Genomic DNA, 15,043 nt, shown 5'->3' on the forward strand with positions numbered 1-15,043 from the left:
ATTATACGAACGCATGCATATAGTTCCGCTCAGCGGTAGACTTTCAGAAAAGACCGTGCGGCACAAGAACGCTGTTAACCAGGGATGATTGGATATAGATATCCGAACAACCGAAATCAATATTCACGTTCCCGGATAGGCCTCATCAGTGCGAGCAGCCATGACGAAATCATTCTTGTGAAGGCCGCCAATTTTATGGGTCCACCAGCGCACGGTGACCCTGCCCCACTCCAACAGAATGGCGGGATGATGATTCTCGGTTTCCGCTAGCTCACCGACGGTGTTGGTAAAGGCCAGTGCCTGGGCAAAATTCCTGAACCGGAATTCCCGGCGCAGTTGTTCTTCGCCATCCAGCTCAATCAGTTCCCAATCCGGCACGCTCTGGTGCAGTTGCCGCTTCTCGTCTTCAGTCACCCGTGGCGCATCGGCGCTGCAGGCTTCGCAGGATTGTTGCTTCAGTTCTGTCATAGTGTTTCTCCTTTCCAATTTCCCTTCCCTACACCTTGGATTCCTGCCAACCGTTTATCAACCCGTGAAAATGTAACCGCCAACCACCATCCTCGCAGAGCAGATACTAACGCCTCAATGCTCACGGCACTTGAAATTCTACCCTCTTCAGAATACTGTATATTTAAACAGTATATTGAGGTGAAGAGCCATGAGCGAGTTGCTGAACACGCTGATGCAAGACGCCCGTGTCTGGCAGGGGCACCGGCACCGGCAGACAACACAGTCTTCAGAGTCCACGGGGTATCAGGTTCTGGACAACCAACTCGGTGGCATTGGCTGGCCCAAAGGTGCCTTGAGCGAATGCCTGCTGAATGTTCATGGCATTGGTGAACTGCATCTGGTTCTGCCATTAATGCAGCGCCTTACCCAGGCAGGCAAAACCGTCTTCTGGTTAAACCCACCCCAAACACCCTATGCCCCGGCACTGGCACGCGAGGGCGTGGACCTGGATCACGTGGTGATGATCCACGCAGACGATGCCAATGATTTCTTGTGGACTCTCGAAAACTGCCTGCGCTCTCCGGTGACCGGACTGGTACTGGCCTGGCCGGGTAAGCTGGCCACCCGAGATGTTCGCCGCCTGCAACTGGCTGCAGAGGCCGGGAGTAACGTCTGTGTGCTATTCCGGGAGCAACGGTATGCCGGGCAGAATTCTCCGGCCGCCCTGCGCCTTGAACTGACTCCTGATGAGCACCAGGCGTTATCCATCAATGTGCTCAAGCGCCGCGGTAGCTGGCCCGGCCAGCGCTGCACCCTGGCCATGGCGCACCGGGCAGACCTGACATGTCAGGAACCACCCCGGGTTATTCAGGGGCCGTGGACGTCTGGCCGCGGGTAGCCGTCATGCTCTGGGTATACCTTCATTTTCCGCACTTGTTGCTGGATCACATCCGGCGGGACCGGGTGAGCCCGCAAGCCATGGTGATTGTCGAAGGCACAGGCCAGCGCGTTGTACAGGCCTGCCCGGATGCAAGGGATCAGGGCATCCAGTCCGGCATGCGTCTGAAAACAGCCATCAGCCTGGTGCCGGATCTGGCTATCGTCCGGGCAGAAGCCGATCGGGAGGCCCGGATTCTGGAGGATCAGGCTCGCTGGCTGTATCGCTACGTGGCCCACATCGCCCTGGTGCCTCCGAATGGCCTGTTAGCAGAAATCAGTAGTCTGCAAAAACTGTATGGAGGGCTGCCCGCCGTCTGGCAAACCATTGATCAGGCCCTGAACGAACATCAGCTCACAGCCTGGGTTGCCACTGGCCATTCGCCCCTTGCCGCCCGATTGCTGGCTCGTGCCGGTAAAGGAGAATACACGGCAGACAAGGGGCACATCCTCAGAGCCCTGGAACAGCTGCCGCTCACGGACGCTGAGTTTGATGACAAAACCTGCACTCACCTGCAACGGCTCGGCTTGAATACTCTGGGCGAAGTCGTTGCTCTGCCGGCGCCGGAACTGGCCCGTCGGCTATCACCGGAAACCCTGGCCCACATCCAGAAAATTCAGGGTAGCCGCCCCGACCCACAAACACCTTGGCAGCCTCCCCATTCGTTCCGACAACAGGCAGACTTTATTCAGGAAATTGAACACAGCCAGGGTCTGCTGTTCCCGCTTCAAAGAATGCTTTCAGAACTGGAAGAAGACCTGTGTTGGCGCCAGCAGGACACAGACACCCTGTTTCTTGTACTGCAACATCGCCATGAAGAAGACACCCGTTTGCGCCTCCGTACCGCAGGGCCGGAACATCGCTCCGAAGCATTTCTGGAGCTGATTCGCCTGCGCCTGGAGCAACAACCGTTACGGGCTCCGGTGATTTCGCTGGTGCTGTCTGTGCGCCGTTTCCTGTCCAGAGAAGCGCCTGTCGCCCAGGATCTGTTGGGAGAAACGCAGGATCTCAACGAAGCCTGGCACACGCTGATCAGCCGGCTGCAAGCCAGGCTGGGGGAACAAGCGCTAACCCGCCTGTCCCCCCAGGCGGATCATCGTCCGGAGAGGGCCTGGTCAGCTGCGGCCGTGCATCAGGGGATGAAGCTCAGCCAGGCTAACCCTGCCCACTTACCCCGGCGCCCGCTCTGGTTGCTCAGGGGGCCGCAACCGCTCCTGGAGCAACCGGTTGCCTGGTTCTCCGGGCCGGAACGCATCAGTGGCGGCTGGTGGGACGGCCAGCGGGTAATGCGGGACTACTACATTGCTCAGCTGGAAAGCGGACAGCTAGCCTGGGTTTACCGGGATGTGCAGGATGGCTGGTTTGTACATGGGTGGTTCGGTTGATGAGCGTGAACCACTATGCCGAACTGTTCTGCTTCAGCAACTTTACCTTTCTGACCGGTGCTTCCCACCCCCATGAACTGGCAGAAAGAGCCGACGAGCTGGGCTACCACGCCCTGGCCATCACCGATGCCTGCTCCGTAGCCGGAATACCCCGTGCCTGGGCCGCCCTGAAGGAAAGCTCGGTCAAGCTAATCACCGGCAGCTGGTTTGAACTGGACGATACACCCAGTAGCGCCGCCCGCCCTCGTTTTATCCTCCTGGCCCGGGGGCGTAAAGGCTATGGGCAGCTCTGCAAGCTGATTACCACCGGCCGACGTCAAGCCGAGAAGGGGCAGTACCGCCTGTTTATGCAGGATGTCGAAACCCATGAACTGGACGACTGCCTGTGTCTCTGGCTCCCCCCCGCACCCAGCGAAGCCGATGCCGACCAGGCGCTGGTTTGTGGCACATGGCTGCACAGGCTCTTTGATTACCGATTCTGGATAGGGGCTTCACGTGCCCTGGAGTCTGGAGAGGAGCAACACCTGGCCCGGGTACGCTGGCTCGCCAGTGAGCTCCAATGCCCGGTCACGGCCATGGGCGAGGTGCACATGCACAGCCGTGATCGGCAACCCTTGCAGGATGTACTCACTGCCCTGAGGCACCACACCAACCTTGAAAACGCCGGGCATTGCCTGTTCCAGAATGGCGAACGTTATCTGCGTCCGGTGCCGGTTCTGCAACGCCTGTTCCCGGACGCCTGGATTCAGGAAAGCATCGCTATCGCAGATCAATGCACCTTCACACCAGGCGAACTCCGCTATGAATACCCGGCCGATCTCGTGCCCGAAGGAGAGACACCCGCCGGCTATCTGCAACACCTGACCCGCGAGGGCGAAAAGCGCCGCTACCCTGAAGGCACACCGGTTAAAGTTCAGGCACTGATCCGCAAAGAGCTGGAGCTCATCTCGGTGATGAAGTACGAACATTACTTCCTCACCATCCACGACATCGTTGCCTTCGCCAGACAGCAGGGCATTCTCTGCCAGGGCCGTGGTTCGGCTGCCAATTCAGCCGTGTGTTACTGCCTGGGGATTACGGAAGTCAACCCGGCCAACGTGGAGCTTCTGTTCGAGCGTTTCATCTCAAAAGACCGCGACGAACCACCGGATATCGACGTGGACTTTGAACACGACCGCCGGGAAGAGGTGATCCAGTACATCTACCGCCGTTATACCCGCGAACGAGCAGCACTGGCAGCCACGGTGATCCGCTATCGTCCCCGCAGCGCCATTCGCGACGTTGGCAAGGCTCTGGGATTCGATCCGACCCTGGTGGAGCAGTTACTGGAAGGCATCGACTGGCGGGACAAGGACAGCAACTGGCGCCAGCAGATCCTGGACAAGAACCTCACCCGGAACCCGAAGGTGGCAGATCAATTCTTCGCCCTGGTGAACACCCTGCTCGGTTTCCCTCGCCACCTGTCCCAACACGTGGGTGGTTTTGTCATCAGCGCCGGGCCACTGTCGGAACTGGTGCCGGTTGAAAACGCCGCCATGGCAGAGCGCACCGTCATCCAATGGGACAAGGACGACCTGGAAAGCCTGGGGCTGATGAAAGTAGACGTTCTGGCCCTGGGGATGCTCTCAGCCATCCGCCGTGCTCTGGAGCACATCAGCCAGAAACTGGGCCGCCCCTTTGGCCTGCCAGACATTGAGCGGGAAGACCCCAGGGTGTACGACATGCTCTGCAGGGGCGACAGCATTGGCGTCTTCCAGGTGGAATCCCGTGCCCAGATCAACATGCTGCCCCGACTGCGCCCCCGCAAGTACTATGACCTGGTCATCGAAGTGGCAATTGTGCGCCCAGGGCCCATCCAGGGTGACATGGTGCACCCTTACCTGAAGCGCCGGGACGGCATCGAGCCGGTCGATTACCCGAGCGATGACGTCGCCTCCGTGCTTGAACGTACCCTGGGTGTTCCCATCTTCCAGGAACAGGTCATCAAGCTGGCGATGGTGGCCGCCGGCTTCAGCGCCGGAGAAGCTGATCGCCTGCGCCGTGCCATGGCCGCCTGGAAGTCCCACGGCGATCTGACGCCCTTCCGGGATAAACTCATCCACGGCATGCTCGAACGCGGCTACAACGAGAACTTTGCAGAGCGGCTTTACCGTCAGATCTGCGGTTTTGGCGGCTACGGTTTTCCGGAATCCCACGCGGCCAGCTTCGCCTTGCTGGTGTACGTCTCCTCGTGGATCAAGTGCCATCACCCGGAGGCCTTCTACTGCGCCCTGCTCAACAGCCAGCCCATGGGATTCTACTCCCCGTCACAACTCATCCAGGATGCAAAACGCCATGGGGTGACGGTCCTCCCCCCGGACGTTAACCTCAGCCAATGGGACCACACCCTGGAAAACTCTGGTGAACAACAGCACCTCCGCCTGGGCCTGAGAATCATCCAGGGATTCCCACACAAAAGCGCCGAACGCGTCTGCCAGAACCGCCCCGAAACCGGCTACCGTTCCACCTCGGAGCTGCGAAAGCTGGCTTCACTCAACCAGAGGGACATGGAAACCCTGGCCGGCGCCAACGCCATGCCTGGCTTCACCTCCAACCGCCATCAGGCATACTGGCAGTTACTTGATCACGAACAACCTACTGAGCTGTTCGCCAATGAAGCCCTCGCCAGCTACCAGATCGAGCACTGCGCCCAGCTCCCCGAGCCAAGCGAAGGCCAGAACATCATGGCCGATTACAACAGCCAGGGCCTCACCCTCCAGCGCCACCCCCTGGCCCTGCTGCGGCAACAGGGCCACCTGCAACACTGCCTCAACGCGGAACAACTCAAAACCACCAAAGCCGGCATCCCTGTTCAGGTTGCCGGACTCGTCACCGGCCGCCAACGCCCCGGCTCCGCCGCCGGTGTCACCTTCGTCACCCTTGAAGACGAAACCGGCAACGTCAACGTCGTCGTCTGGCTCGAAACCGCCCGCCGGCAACGAAAGCCATTGCTGACGGCCCGGTTGTTACACGTAAAAGGCGTATTGGAACGAGAGGGAGAAATTGTGCATGTGATGGCGGGGAAGCTGTCAGATCTGAGCCACTTGATTAACGCATTACCGGTGACATCCAGAGATTTCCATTAACGTTGAAAAGGCAAACTCCCAACGTTAGAAGCACTGGTGTGGCTGGCCTTTTCAGGAATGTTGAAGGCCAAGGATGGCCGTAAACAAGCGCACATGGATGTGCTCGTAGCGGTTCCTGAAAAGGCCAGCCACATCAGTGCCGGCACCAAAGTTATAGGCCAGAAACAAGAAAGCCCCGCACAAAGGCGGGGCTTTCTCAGTACAGCGGAGCGAGATCAGCTAAGCAGCTTGATCATCACACCAGCCGCAACCGCAGAGCCGATAACACCAGCCACGTTTGGACCCATGGCGTGCATCAGCAGGAAGTTCTGCGGGTTAGCCTCGAGACCAACCTTGTTGGATACCCGCGCCGCCATCGGCACCGCAGATACACCGGCAGAACCAATCAGCGGGTTGATCTGCTCCTTGCTGAACTTGTTCATCAGCTTGGCCATCAGAACACCACACGCAGTACCAACACCAAATGCGCAGATACCCAGGGCCAGAATGCCCAGAGTCTGAGTATCCAGGAACTTGTCAGCCATCAGCTTGGAACCGACAGACAGCCCCAGGAAAATGGTCATGATGTTGATCAGAGCGTTTTGGGCGGTATCACTCAGACGCTCAACCACGCCACACTCGCGCATCAGGTTACCGAAGCAGAACATACCGAGCAGCGGAGCCGCATCCGGCAGGAACAGAACCACCGCAATCAGAACCACCAGCGGGAAGATAATCTTCTCTTTCTTGCTGACAGGGCGCAGCTGAGACATCTTGATCTTGCGCTCTTCAGAAGACGTCAGCGCCTTCATGATGGGCGGCTGGATCATCGGAACCATCGCCATGTAAGCATAGGCAGAGACTGCGATAGCACCCAGAAGATGGGGAGCCAGAACGCTCGATACGTAGATCGAAGTCGGACCGTCCGCGCCACCGATGATACCAACAGCTGCAGCTTCCAGAATGGTGAAGTCAAGAACTCCAGCCCAATCCAGCAACGCCGCACCCAGTACCGTGCCAAAAATACCAAACTGCGCAGCAGCGCCTAGCAGCATGGTCTTCGGGTTTGCCAGCAGAGGACCGAAATCGGTCATCGCACCAACACCCATGAAGATAATCAGCGGGCCAACAGTACTGCCGATGACAACCAGATAGAAGTTGTACAGCATGCCATTGCCATAACCGAAGTCTTGGGCAATAGAGTTCGCCATCGCCATTTCGGAATGGCTGGCCTCTTTAACCGCAATCTTAAATGCTTCCTTCAGCTCGGGCGTTATAGCCTGTCCTGCCTGATAAGCAACATCCAACGGTGCTGCAAGCGCTACCAGAATGTCCGAGAGGCCATCCTTCAGTGCGAAGTGGATCGCGTTTTCTGCCGCAGTCAGGGCCAGCCCCGCCTCCGGAATATTCGCCAGAATACCGCCGAACCCGATGGGAACCAGCAGCAATGGCTCAAAACCCTTACGAATCGCAAGGTAGAGAAGAAGCAGGCCAACGGCGATCATGATCCCCTGACCCGGTTCCATATTGAACAGGCCACTACCTGTCCACAGCGTAATCAACTTTTCCATGGAATGCTGGCCCTTATGCGATTGTCAGCATTTCATCATCAACAGCGACGGCGTCACCGACCTTGATGAAGACTTCGCCGATGGTTCCGGCCTTGGATGCACGAACCTCGGTTTCCATCTTCATGGCTTCGAGGATAATCAGCACATCACCTTCTTCCACAGTGTCACCCGGGGAAACCAGAACCTTGAAGATGTTACCACCCAGAGGAGCTACAACCGGCTCACCTTCACCAGCGGCGGGCACTGGGGCAGAAGCCGCAGGTGCGGAGGCAGCGCCACCTTCACCCTGGATCTGGGAAATCTCACCACCTTCGGAAACCGCAACCACGTACTTCTGGCCGTTAACCTCAACGGTGTAAGTCTCGGGGCCGCCAGCTTTCTTGGCAGGAGCCGCGTCTTCAGCGGTAGGAACAGGCTCAAACGCATCAGCGTTGCCACGGTTCTCAAGGAACTTCAGGCCGATTTGCGGGAACAACGCGTAAGTCAGAACATCATCAACGGTGTTCTCGGCCAGCTTGATGCCCTTCTCGTCCGCCAGCTTCTTGAGCTCGTCAGACAACTTGTCCATTTCCGGCTCGATCAGATCCGCCGGACGGCAAGTGATGGCTTCAGCGCCATCCAGAACGCGCTCTTGCAGCTCCTTGTTGAAAGCGGCCGGCGCGGAACCGTACTCGCCTTTCAGGATCGCAGAAGTTTCTTTGGAGATGGACTTGTAGCGCTCACCAGTCAGTACGTTCAGTACCGCCTGGGTACCAACGATCTGAGAGGTCGGAGTCACTAGCGGGATGTAGCCCAGATCTTCACGAACCTTCGGAATCTCAGCCAGAACCTGGTCGAACTTGTCGGCCGCATTCTGTTCTTTCAGCTGGCTTTCCATGTTGGTCAGCATGCCGCCAGGAACCTGTGCAGTCAGGATGCGAGAATCAACACCCTTCAGGCTGCCTTCAAACTTGGCGTACTTCTTACGCACTTCGCGGAAGTAGCCGGCGATTTCTTCCAGCAGGTTCAGGTCCAGACCGGTATCACGGTCGGTACCTTCCAGAATCGCAACAACTGCCTCGGTGGGAGAATGACCGTAGGTCATGCTCATTGAGGAGATGGCGGTATCCACGTTATCAATGCCCGCCTCAGCGGCCTTGATCGCAGTGGCCGTAGACATGCCAGTCGTGGCGTGGCACTGCATGTGGATGGGGATGTCCAGCTCTTTCTTCAGTCGGCTGACCAGGTCGTAAGCCACGTAAGGCTTCAGCAGACCGGCCATGTCCTTGATGGCGATGGAGTCGGCGCCCATGGAAGCCACTTCCTTGGCCAGCTCAACCCACATATCAACGGTATGAACCGGGCTGGTGGTGTAGGAAATGGTACCCTGTGCGTGTTTGCCAGTCTTGCGAACGGCTTTGATGGCGGTATCCAGGTTGCGCGGATCGTTCATCGCGTCGAAAATCCGGAATACGTCAACGCCGTTTTCAGCGGCACGGTCAACAAACCGCTCTACCACATCGTCCGCATAGTGACGGTAGCCCAGGAGGTTCTGGCCGCGCAGAAGCATTTGCTGCGGCGTGTTGGGCATAGCTTTTTTCAGCTCACGGATACGATCCCAGGGATCTTCGCCCAGGTAGCGAATGCAGGAGTCAAAGGTAGCGCCACCCCAGGATTCCAGCGACCAGAAACCGACTTTGTCGAGTTTCTCGGCAATGGGCAGCATGTCATCAAGCCGCATGCGGGTGGCAAGCAGGGACTGGTGGGCGTCACGCAGGATAACGTCCGTAATCCCCAGCGGTTTTTTGGTGTCAGTCATCGTGTCAGCCTTCTGTTTAAAGGTTCTAGTCGTTTACCGGATCACTTCTTGTGGCGTGCCCGGAATTGTGCGATCGCCTTCTTGATGGCCTCGGCGGTGTCAGGGTCAACCGACGTTGGCGCCTTCGGCTTGGCACGTGGCGTTTTCGCCGGGGTTGCCGGCTCTGGCGGCGCAAACCGTCCGATGAGCTTGGACATAAGCAGTGTTGCGAACACCAGGATTACCAGGAATACGAACACGAAACCCATGCCTGCAATCATCAGGTCTACGGCTTGTGACATCAGGTCATTCATATCGAATAGCTACCTGTTATTGGCTTAAATGATTTTTCCGATCTTGCCCGGTATGACCACTTAGACTAAGGTCTAGGGCCACCCTGTAACAATTCGGGCGGCAAAATCCTGCGTAATTTACCGGTTTAGCCTCCCATGAGCAACCTATATACGAATTACTATACGGGGTTTCCGAGGCCAAACACATCTCCCTGCAGCCCGCGTGATTACTCATCACCTTGTCGATTCAGGCAAACCTGACGCGAACTTTCCGCCCCTTGATTCGCCCATTTTCCAGCCGCTTCAACGCCTTTCGGGCCAGGTTTCGCTCAATTGCAACAAAACACTGGTAATCGAACAGGTCGATCTTCCCGACCGCCGAACCAGGCACACCCGCTTCTCCCGTCAAAGCTCCCAGAACATCACCAGGGCGGATCTTATCCTTGCGCCCGCCAGCGATACACAATGTCTTCATCGGCGGCGCGCTTGGCGAGAGTTCAACTGTCATCAGGACACGGGCATCACCCCACTCTACGGACGCTCCCCGCTCAGATTCCAACCGGTTAACCTTGTGGCCTTGAGAAGGCGTGCAGAACGTCACCGCCAGACCCTGCTCGCCAGCACGCCCTGTTCGCCCGACTCGGTGAGTGTGAACTTCCGGGTCTCTTGCCGGCTCGGCATTGATCACCAGAGGCAGGGATTTGATGTCCAACCCCCTCGCAGCCACATCGGTTGCCACCAGCACAGAACAGCTCTGGTTACCGAACCGCACCAAAACACTGTCCCGGTCTCGCTGATCGAGGTCACCATGCAGGGCAAGCGCAGAGAACCCCTCTTCATTCAGTGTGTAAGCCAACTCATCACACTGCTGCTTGGTCGTGCAGAACACAATGCAGGACGACGGTTGCTGCTCTGAAAGCAATGCCATGATGGCCGCATCAGTCTGACCTCGCTCCACCTCGTAAAACAGCTCTCGGATGTCTGGATTGCCCTGCCCGCTTTCCACGCGAACATCAACCGGGTCAGACTGGTAACGGCCGCTCAGGCGACGAATGTCGGTAGGCCAGGTCGCTGAGAACAACAGGGTCTGGCGCTTGCTCGGACAATGAGAAAGAATGTCTTCAACGGCTTCCTGGAAGCCCATATCCAGCATCCGGTCGGCCTCATCAAGCACCACGGTACCCACACGATCCAGCGAAAGCGTCTGCTTGCGAAGATGGTCCTGAATCCGCCCTGGCGTCCCCACCACAATATGAGCGCCATGGCTAAGGGATCCGATCTGGGGGCCGATGGGCACACCGCCGCAAAGCGTCAGCACCTTGATGTTGTGCTGAGCACGGGCAAGCTCTCGAATGGCTTTGGCCACCTGATCCGCCAGTTCGCGGGTTGGGCATAACACAAGGCCCTGGACGGCAAACAATCGGGGGTTTAGGTGCTCAATTAGCCCTATACCGAACGCAGCCGTTTTGCCACTCCCGGTCTGGGCCATGGCAATCACGTCCTTCCCTGCCAGACAAACCGGTAAAGCCTTTGCCTGGATGTCTGTGGGTTGCTCAAAACCGAGTTGTTCAAGGTTCGAGACCATGGCTTTGGACAGGCCAAAGGAGTTAAAGGAAGACATAAAAAGGAGTCCCGGATTGTCGACTGCTGGTTATAGAGGTGCAAACGAGGGCGTATAATGCGCCAGAGGATACCAGAATTTGCCAATCATTTACGGAGTAACCAATGGCATCCCTTCAGGATCAGCTATTAAAAGCGGGACTCGCTGACGAAAAGAAAGTGAAAGCGGTCCGAAACGAGAAGCGCAAACAACGCAAACAGCAGCCGAAAGGCGCCGTTCAGGTAAACGAAGCAGAGGAGCGGGCGCGCAAGGCGCGGGCAGAGAAGGCTGAAAAGGATCGGCAACTGAATAGGCAACGCCAGGCGGAAGCCGAGAGGAAGGCCATTCAGGCCCAGATTCGACAATTGGTGGAAACAAACCGTGTTGATCTGAGTAAAGGTGAAGAGTCGTACCAGTTCGCGCACGGCAAGAAGATCAAGAAGATTTTCGTCGAGGCGTCCATGGTCGATCAACTGTCTCGTGGCCGCCTTGCCGTCGTCTGCCTTGGCGAACGTTATGACGTTGTCCCTGAGGGTGTTGCCCGAAAAATCATGGAGCGGGATGAGTCTGCAGTCGTCGTGCTGCACGACCGCACATCGGAGGATACCGGCGAGGACGATCCTTATGCGGGCTATGAGATTCCCGATGACCTGATGTGGTAACGCGGGCTTCCCGCATTAACAGCCCATCCCCCTGAAATCAGAGGCGATTCTCTCATCATCTGCTAATCTTCAGATGAGAGTCTGATCAAATCTTCAGGGTGGATGGACATGAGCATTGCCCAGTCAGAAAGTCCGCAGGGCAGCATCACGACCGTGCGCGGCAACGTGGTGGATGTCAGCTTCCCAACCGCCCTCCCTCCCCGGAATTCCAAGCTGATAACCGGCGCAGAGTTTACCGTTGTCCTTGAGGTTCAGAGCCACCTTGATACCCGCACGGTTCGATGCATCGCCCTGAATTCAACACGCCGCCTCGCCCGAGGAATGCCGGTTGAAAATACTGGCGCAGGCCTCCAAATACCGGTGGGCCCTACTCTGCTAAGTCGTATGCTTAACGTCTTCGGCGCCCCCATTGACGGCCTCCCGCCTTTCAAAATCTCAGAGCATTGGCCGATTCACCGACCGGTGCTGCCCCTTTCCGAGCGCAAGACGAGCACGGAAATCTTCGAGACAGGCATCAAAGCCATCGATCTGCTTGCGCCTTTGGAGAGGGGCGGCAAGTCCGGCATGTTTGGCGGTGCCGGCGTGGGGAAAACGGTATTGATCAATGAGCTGATCAATAACATGGCCGAGCAGTATGAGGGCATCAGTCTGTTTTGCGGCATCGGGGAGCGCATGCGCGAAGCGGAAGAAATGTATCGCTCCATGCAGGAATCCGGTGTGCTTGAAAAAGCCGTGCTGGTTTATGGTCAGATGAACGAGCCCCCGGGCGCCAGATTCCGGGTCGGCCACACCGCACTGACCGTGGCCGAGTACTTTCGGGACGTGCAGAAGCGCGATGTTCTGCTGCTGATCGACAACGTGTTCCGGTTTGTCCAGTCCGGCACGGAGGTCTCCGGCCTGATGGGGCGTATTCCCTCACGTGTCGGATACCAGCCTACCCTGGCCACGGAATTGGCCGAACTTGAAGAACGGATCTGCAGTTCCAGGAACGGCAGCATTACCTCCGTGCAGGCGGTCTATGTTCCAGCCGATGATCTGACGGATCCGTCTGCGACCCACATTTTCTCGCACCTTACCGCGACCATCGTGCTGTCCCGGAAACGTGCAAGTCAGGGCCTGTATCCGGCCGTAGACCCACTGAAAACCGACTCGAAGATGCTAACCCCCCCCATTGTTGGCACCCGGCACTATCAGGTGGCGCAATCCGTGCGCAGCACCCTCGCCGAATACGAGGATCTCAAAGACATTATCTCCATGCTGGGCATGGAGGAACTGTCGAGGACGGATCGGGCTACCGTCACTCGGGCAAGACAACTTGAGCATTTCCTTACACAACCGTTTTTCACCACCGGTCAGTTTACTGGCAAGGGTGGTCGGCTTGTTCCACTATCAAAAACCATCGAAGGCTGCGAACGGATACTGGCCGGAGAGTTCGAGGGGTTGAATGAGTCGGCCCTGTATATGATTGGGGATATCGACGAAATCCAGTCCCGGGAGGATGCTTATGCCTCCTGACACATCCGATATCCGGAACACCATGAATTTTCGTCTGTTGTTGCCGACTGAGATTCTGGTGGATGAACGGGTCAACAAGATCGTCGCCCCGGCAGAGAATGGCGAGTTCTGCCTGTTGCCCCGGCACATAGACTTTGTCGCTGCTCTGGCTCCGGGACTGCTCTCTTTTGTCGATATGCAGGGTTCGGAGAGATTTGCCGCGATTGATAGCGGCATCCTGGTTAAATGCGGCCCGGACGTTTCCGTTTCCGCGTATCGCGGTGTCGTCGGCGCCGATATTTCCGAGCTCCAAGCCCTGATTGATGAACGTTTCCTGGAGCTGGACGAATACGAGCGCAAGGCCAGAAGCGCCCTTGCAAGACTGGAGGCCGGCACACTGAGGGGCTTTCTCAATCTCAGGGAACAACACCATGGCTGAGAAACCATCCACGCCACCAGAAAAAGCCCCCGAAGGCCTCAGCAAAACGGTGGGTCAACGCGCCAGGCGCAAACAAAGGGCGCGGGCCCAGACGCATCGCACAGCCTGGTTCGGGCTAGGCATGTTCGGGCTTGTTGGCTGGTCGATCGCCATCCCGACCCTCAGTGGTATTGCTCTGGGGGCTTGGGCCGACCGCCGATGGCCGGGCGACCCGTCGTGGACGCTTACGTTCCTGATTATCGGTGTTGCCCTGGGGTGCCTGAATGCGTGGTACTGGATCAAGCAGGAGAGCAAAGATGATTGAGAGCGATCTGTTCGGTCACATCTCCGGCTATCTGGCCAGTTTTGGTGCTGGCTGCCTGCTTGGCGCCATTTTCCTCTGGGGGCTCTGGCTAACCGTCCAGCGAATCCCGCAGTCAACCCATCCGGCCGCGCTCACACTGATGAGCCTGGGGCTCAGATTCAGCGCCGTCTTGTCGGTCTTTTACGTCATTGCTCATTTTGGGACCTGGCAGCATCTGGTCATCGCTGCAGTCGGCTTTACGCTCCCACGACTGATCATTAGCCGCAGGATTCTGAGCACCGTGAAAGCCCGGGAGGGTATGCACTCATGACCATCACCCCCGATGATGTCGTTTACTGGCAGTGGGGCCTGTTTACCCTTAACGGCACTATCGCCTTCACGTGGCTGGTGATGGCGTTACTGACGCTCGGTTCCTGGCTAATTACACGCAATCTGGGGGATGACCCCAACCTGACCCGATGGCAAAACCTGCTTGAAGTGCTGGTAACCGGTATTCGCGACCAGATCGCGCAGGTCAGCCGACAGCAGCCCGGGATATATCTGCCCTTTGTCGGCACCTTGTTTCTGTTTATCGCCATGTCGAACCTGCTGACGATCGTTCCCGGCTACGAAGCCCCCACAGGCTCGCTATCTACCACTACCGCGCTTGCGATCTGCGTTTTTGTAGCCGTTCCTGTCTTTGGCATTGCCAGCAAGGGAGCCGGGATATTCCTCAGGCATTACGTCAAACCCACCCCGCTGATGCTGCCCTTCAACGTGATCGGCGAGATTTCACGTACGGTCGCCCTGGCTGTTCGTCTGTACGGAAACATCATGAGCGGCACCGTCATTGTTGCCATACTCCTGAGCCTGACACCCTATTTTTTTCCAGTAGTCATGCAATTGCTGGGACTGCTTACGGGCATGATTCAGGCCTACATCTTCGCCATCCTGGCCATGGTCTACATTGCCTCTGCAACCTCCGTTCACGAGGGTTCTCAGGACCAGGACGAGAAACCTCAACCACCCGTTAGCCCGTAAAGGAGTT

Annotated in this window: 14 protein-coding genes; 9 read left to right on the top strand and 5 right to left on the bottom strand. The window is 57.5% G+C overall.

The annotated features are described in order from the left end of the window. Positions 1-123: 123 nt before the first annotated feature. Positions 124-468, bottom strand: a complete 345-nt coding sequence (locus D777_RS05835; protein ID WP_036129463.1) for a 4a-hydroxytetrahydrobiopterin dehydratase — start codon at positions 466-468, stop codon at positions 124-126. A gap of 190 nt (positions 469-658) precedes the next feature. Here D777_RS05835 and imuA point away from each other — a divergent pair, with 190 nt between their 5' ends. Genes imuA through D777_RS05850 form a run of 3 tightly spaced genes read left to right on the top strand, consistent with a single transcriptional unit; the run spans position 659 to position 5,897 of the window. After that, the gene (gene imuA / locus D777_RS05840; RefSeq protein WP_036129464.1) at positions 659-1,348 is read left to right on the top strand and encodes a translesion DNA synthesis-associated protein ImuA; all 690 of its coding nucleotides are present in this window, start codon (positions 659-661) and stop codon (positions 1,346-1,348) included. A gap of 5 nt (positions 1,349-1,353) precedes the next feature. Beyond that, positions 1,354-2,772, top strand: a complete 1,419-nt coding sequence (locus D777_RS05845) for a Y-family DNA polymerase (RefSeq protein ID WP_036129634.1) — start codon at positions 1,354-1,356, stop codon at positions 2,770-2,772. Beyond that, complete coding sequence (locus tag D777_RS05850) at positions 2,772-5,897, top strand: error-prone DNA polymerase (RefSeq protein WP_036129465.1); 3,126 nt, start codon at positions 2,772-2,774, stop codon at positions 5,895-5,897. The genes D777_RS05845 and D777_RS05850 overlap by 1 nt, the downstream gene beginning before the upstream one ends. A 215-nt stretch (positions 5,898-6,112) precedes the next feature. Here D777_RS05850 and D777_RS05855 read toward each other — a convergent pair whose 3' ends face one another. The 4 genes from D777_RS05855 to dbpA all read right to left on the bottom strand — a co-directional run bounded on the left by D777_RS05855 (position 6,113) and on the right by dbpA (position 11,138). Then, positions 6,113-7,447, bottom strand: a complete 1,335-nt coding sequence (locus D777_RS05855) for a sodium ion-translocating decarboxylase subunit beta (protein ID WP_036129466.1) — start codon at positions 7,445-7,447, stop codon at positions 6,113-6,115. Positions 7,448-7,460: 13 nt separating this feature from the next. Next, positions 7,461-9,245 carry a sodium-extruding oxaloacetate decarboxylase subunit alpha gene (gene oadA / locus D777_RS05860; protein WP_036129467.1) on the bottom strand — a complete coding sequence of 595 codons (1,785 nt, stop codon included), beginning with the start codon at positions 9,243-9,245 and terminating at the stop codon, positions 7,461-7,463. Between the two features lie 41 nt (positions 9,246-9,286). Continuing rightward, positions 9,287-9,538: an OadG family protein gene (locus D777_RS05865; RefSeq protein WP_036129468.1), complete on the bottom strand. Its 252-nt coding sequence runs from the start codon at positions 9,536-9,538 to the stop codon at positions 9,287-9,289. Between the two features lie 226 nt (positions 9,539-9,764). Next, entirely contained in the window at positions 9,765-11,138 is a 1,374-nt protein-coding gene (dbpA, locus tag D777_RS05870; protein WP_036129469.1) for an ATP-dependent RNA helicase DbpA, read from the bottom strand. Positions 11,139-11,242: 104 nt separating this feature from the next. Here dbpA and D777_RS05875 point away from each other — a divergent pair, with 104 nt between their 5' ends. From D777_RS05875 to D777_RS05900, 6 genes are all read left to right on the top strand, one after another. Then, the gene (locus D777_RS05875; RefSeq protein ID WP_036129470.1) at positions 11,243-11,779 is read left to right on the top strand and encodes a DUF2058 domain-containing protein; all 537 of its coding nucleotides are present in this window, start codon (positions 11,243-11,245) and stop codon (positions 11,777-11,779) included. Positions 11,780-11,887: 108 nt separating this feature from the next. Then, positions 11,888-13,294: a F0F1 ATP synthase subunit beta gene (gene atpD / locus D777_RS05880; protein WP_201443333.1), complete on the top strand. Its 1,407-nt coding sequence runs from the start codon at positions 11,888-11,890 to the stop codon at positions 13,292-13,294. Continuing rightward, positions 13,284-13,712: a F0F1 ATP synthase subunit epsilon gene (locus D777_RS05885; RefSeq protein WP_201443334.1), complete on the top strand. Its 429-nt coding sequence runs from the start codon at positions 13,284-13,286 to the stop codon at positions 13,710-13,712. The genes atpD and D777_RS05885 overlap by 11 nt, the downstream gene beginning before the upstream one ends. Beyond that, positions 13,705-14,016, top strand: coding sequence for an AtpZ/AtpI family protein (locus D777_RS05890; protein ID WP_051668954.1), 312 nt, complete (start codon positions 13,705-13,707; stop codon positions 14,014-14,016). Before D777_RS05885 ends, D777_RS05890 begins: the two co-directional genes overlap by 8 nt. Then, a complete protein-coding gene (locus tag D777_RS05895; protein ID WP_051668955.1) occupies positions 14,009-14,326 on the top strand; it encodes an ATP synthase subunit I in 318 nt (105 codons plus the stop codon). Before D777_RS05890 ends, D777_RS05895 begins: the two co-directional genes overlap by 8 nt. Further along, positions 14,323-15,036: a F0F1 ATP synthase subunit A gene (locus tag D777_RS05900; RefSeq protein ID WP_036129472.1), complete on the top strand. Its 714-nt coding sequence runs from the start codon at positions 14,323-14,325 to the stop codon at positions 15,034-15,036. Before D777_RS05895 ends, D777_RS05900 begins: the two co-directional genes overlap by 4 nt. The last annotated feature ends 7 nt before the right edge of the window (positions 15,037-15,043 follow it).

Origin of the sequence: Marinobacter nitratireducens, from assembly GCF_000708045.1 — a bacterium.
Classification (GTDB): domain Bacteria; phylum Pseudomonadota; class Gammaproteobacteria; order Pseudomonadales; family Oleiphilaceae; genus Marinobacter; species Marinobacter nitratireducens.

Bases quoted from the DNA above. Each gene is read 5' to 3' on its own strand.
- D777_RS05885 (WP_201443334.1), top strand. From the start codon at position 13,284: ATGCCTCCTGACACATCCGATATCCGGAACACCATGAATTTTCGTCTG.
- D777_RS05900 (WP_036129472.1), top strand. From the start codon at position 14,323: ATGACCATCACCCCCGATGATGTCGTTTACTGGCAGTGGGGCCTGTTT.
- D777_RS05890 (WP_051668954.1), top strand. From the start codon at position 13,705: ATGGCTGAGAAACCATCCACGCCACCAGAAAAAGCCCCCGAAGGCCTC.
- dbpA (WP_036129469.1), bottom strand. From the start codon at position 11,138: ATGTCTTCCTTTAACTCCTTTGGCCTGTCCAAAGCCATGGTCTCGAAC.
- D777_RS05850 (WP_036129465.1), top strand. From the start codon at position 2,772: ATGAGCGTGAACCACTATGCCGAACTGTTCTGCTTCAGCAACTTTACC.
- oadA (WP_036129467.1), bottom strand. From the start codon at position 9,245: ATGACTGACACCAAAAAACCGCTGGGGATTACGGACGTTATCCTGCGT.
- atpD (WP_201443333.1), top strand. From the start codon at position 11,888: ATGAGCATTGCCCAGTCAGAAAGTCCGCAGGGCAGCATCACGACCGTG.
- D777_RS05865 (WP_036129468.1), bottom strand. From the start codon at position 9,538: ATGAATGACCTGATGTCACAAGCCGTAGACCTGATGATTGCAGGCATG.
- D777_RS05835 (WP_036129463.1), bottom strand. From the start codon at position 468: ATGACAGAACTGAAGCAACAATCCTGCGAAGCCTGCAGCGCCGATGCG.
- D777_RS05855 (WP_036129466.1), bottom strand. From the start codon at position 7,447: ATGGAAAAGTTGATTACGCTGTGGACAGGTAGTGGCCTGTTCAATATG.
- D777_RS05875 (WP_036129470.1), top strand. From the start codon at position 11,243: ATGGCATCCCTTCAGGATCAGCTATTAAAAGCGGGACTCGCTGACGAA.
- D777_RS05895 (WP_051668955.1), top strand. From the start codon at position 14,009: ATGATTGAGAGCGATCTGTTCGGTCACATCTCCGGCTATCTGGCCAGT.
- D777_RS05845 (WP_036129634.1), top strand. From the start codon at position 1,354: ATGCTCTGGGTATACCTTCATTTTCCGCACTTGTTGCTGGATCACATC.
- imuA (WP_036129464.1), top strand. From the start codon at position 659: ATGAGCGAGTTGCTGAACACGCTGATGCAAGACGCCCGTGTCTGGCAG.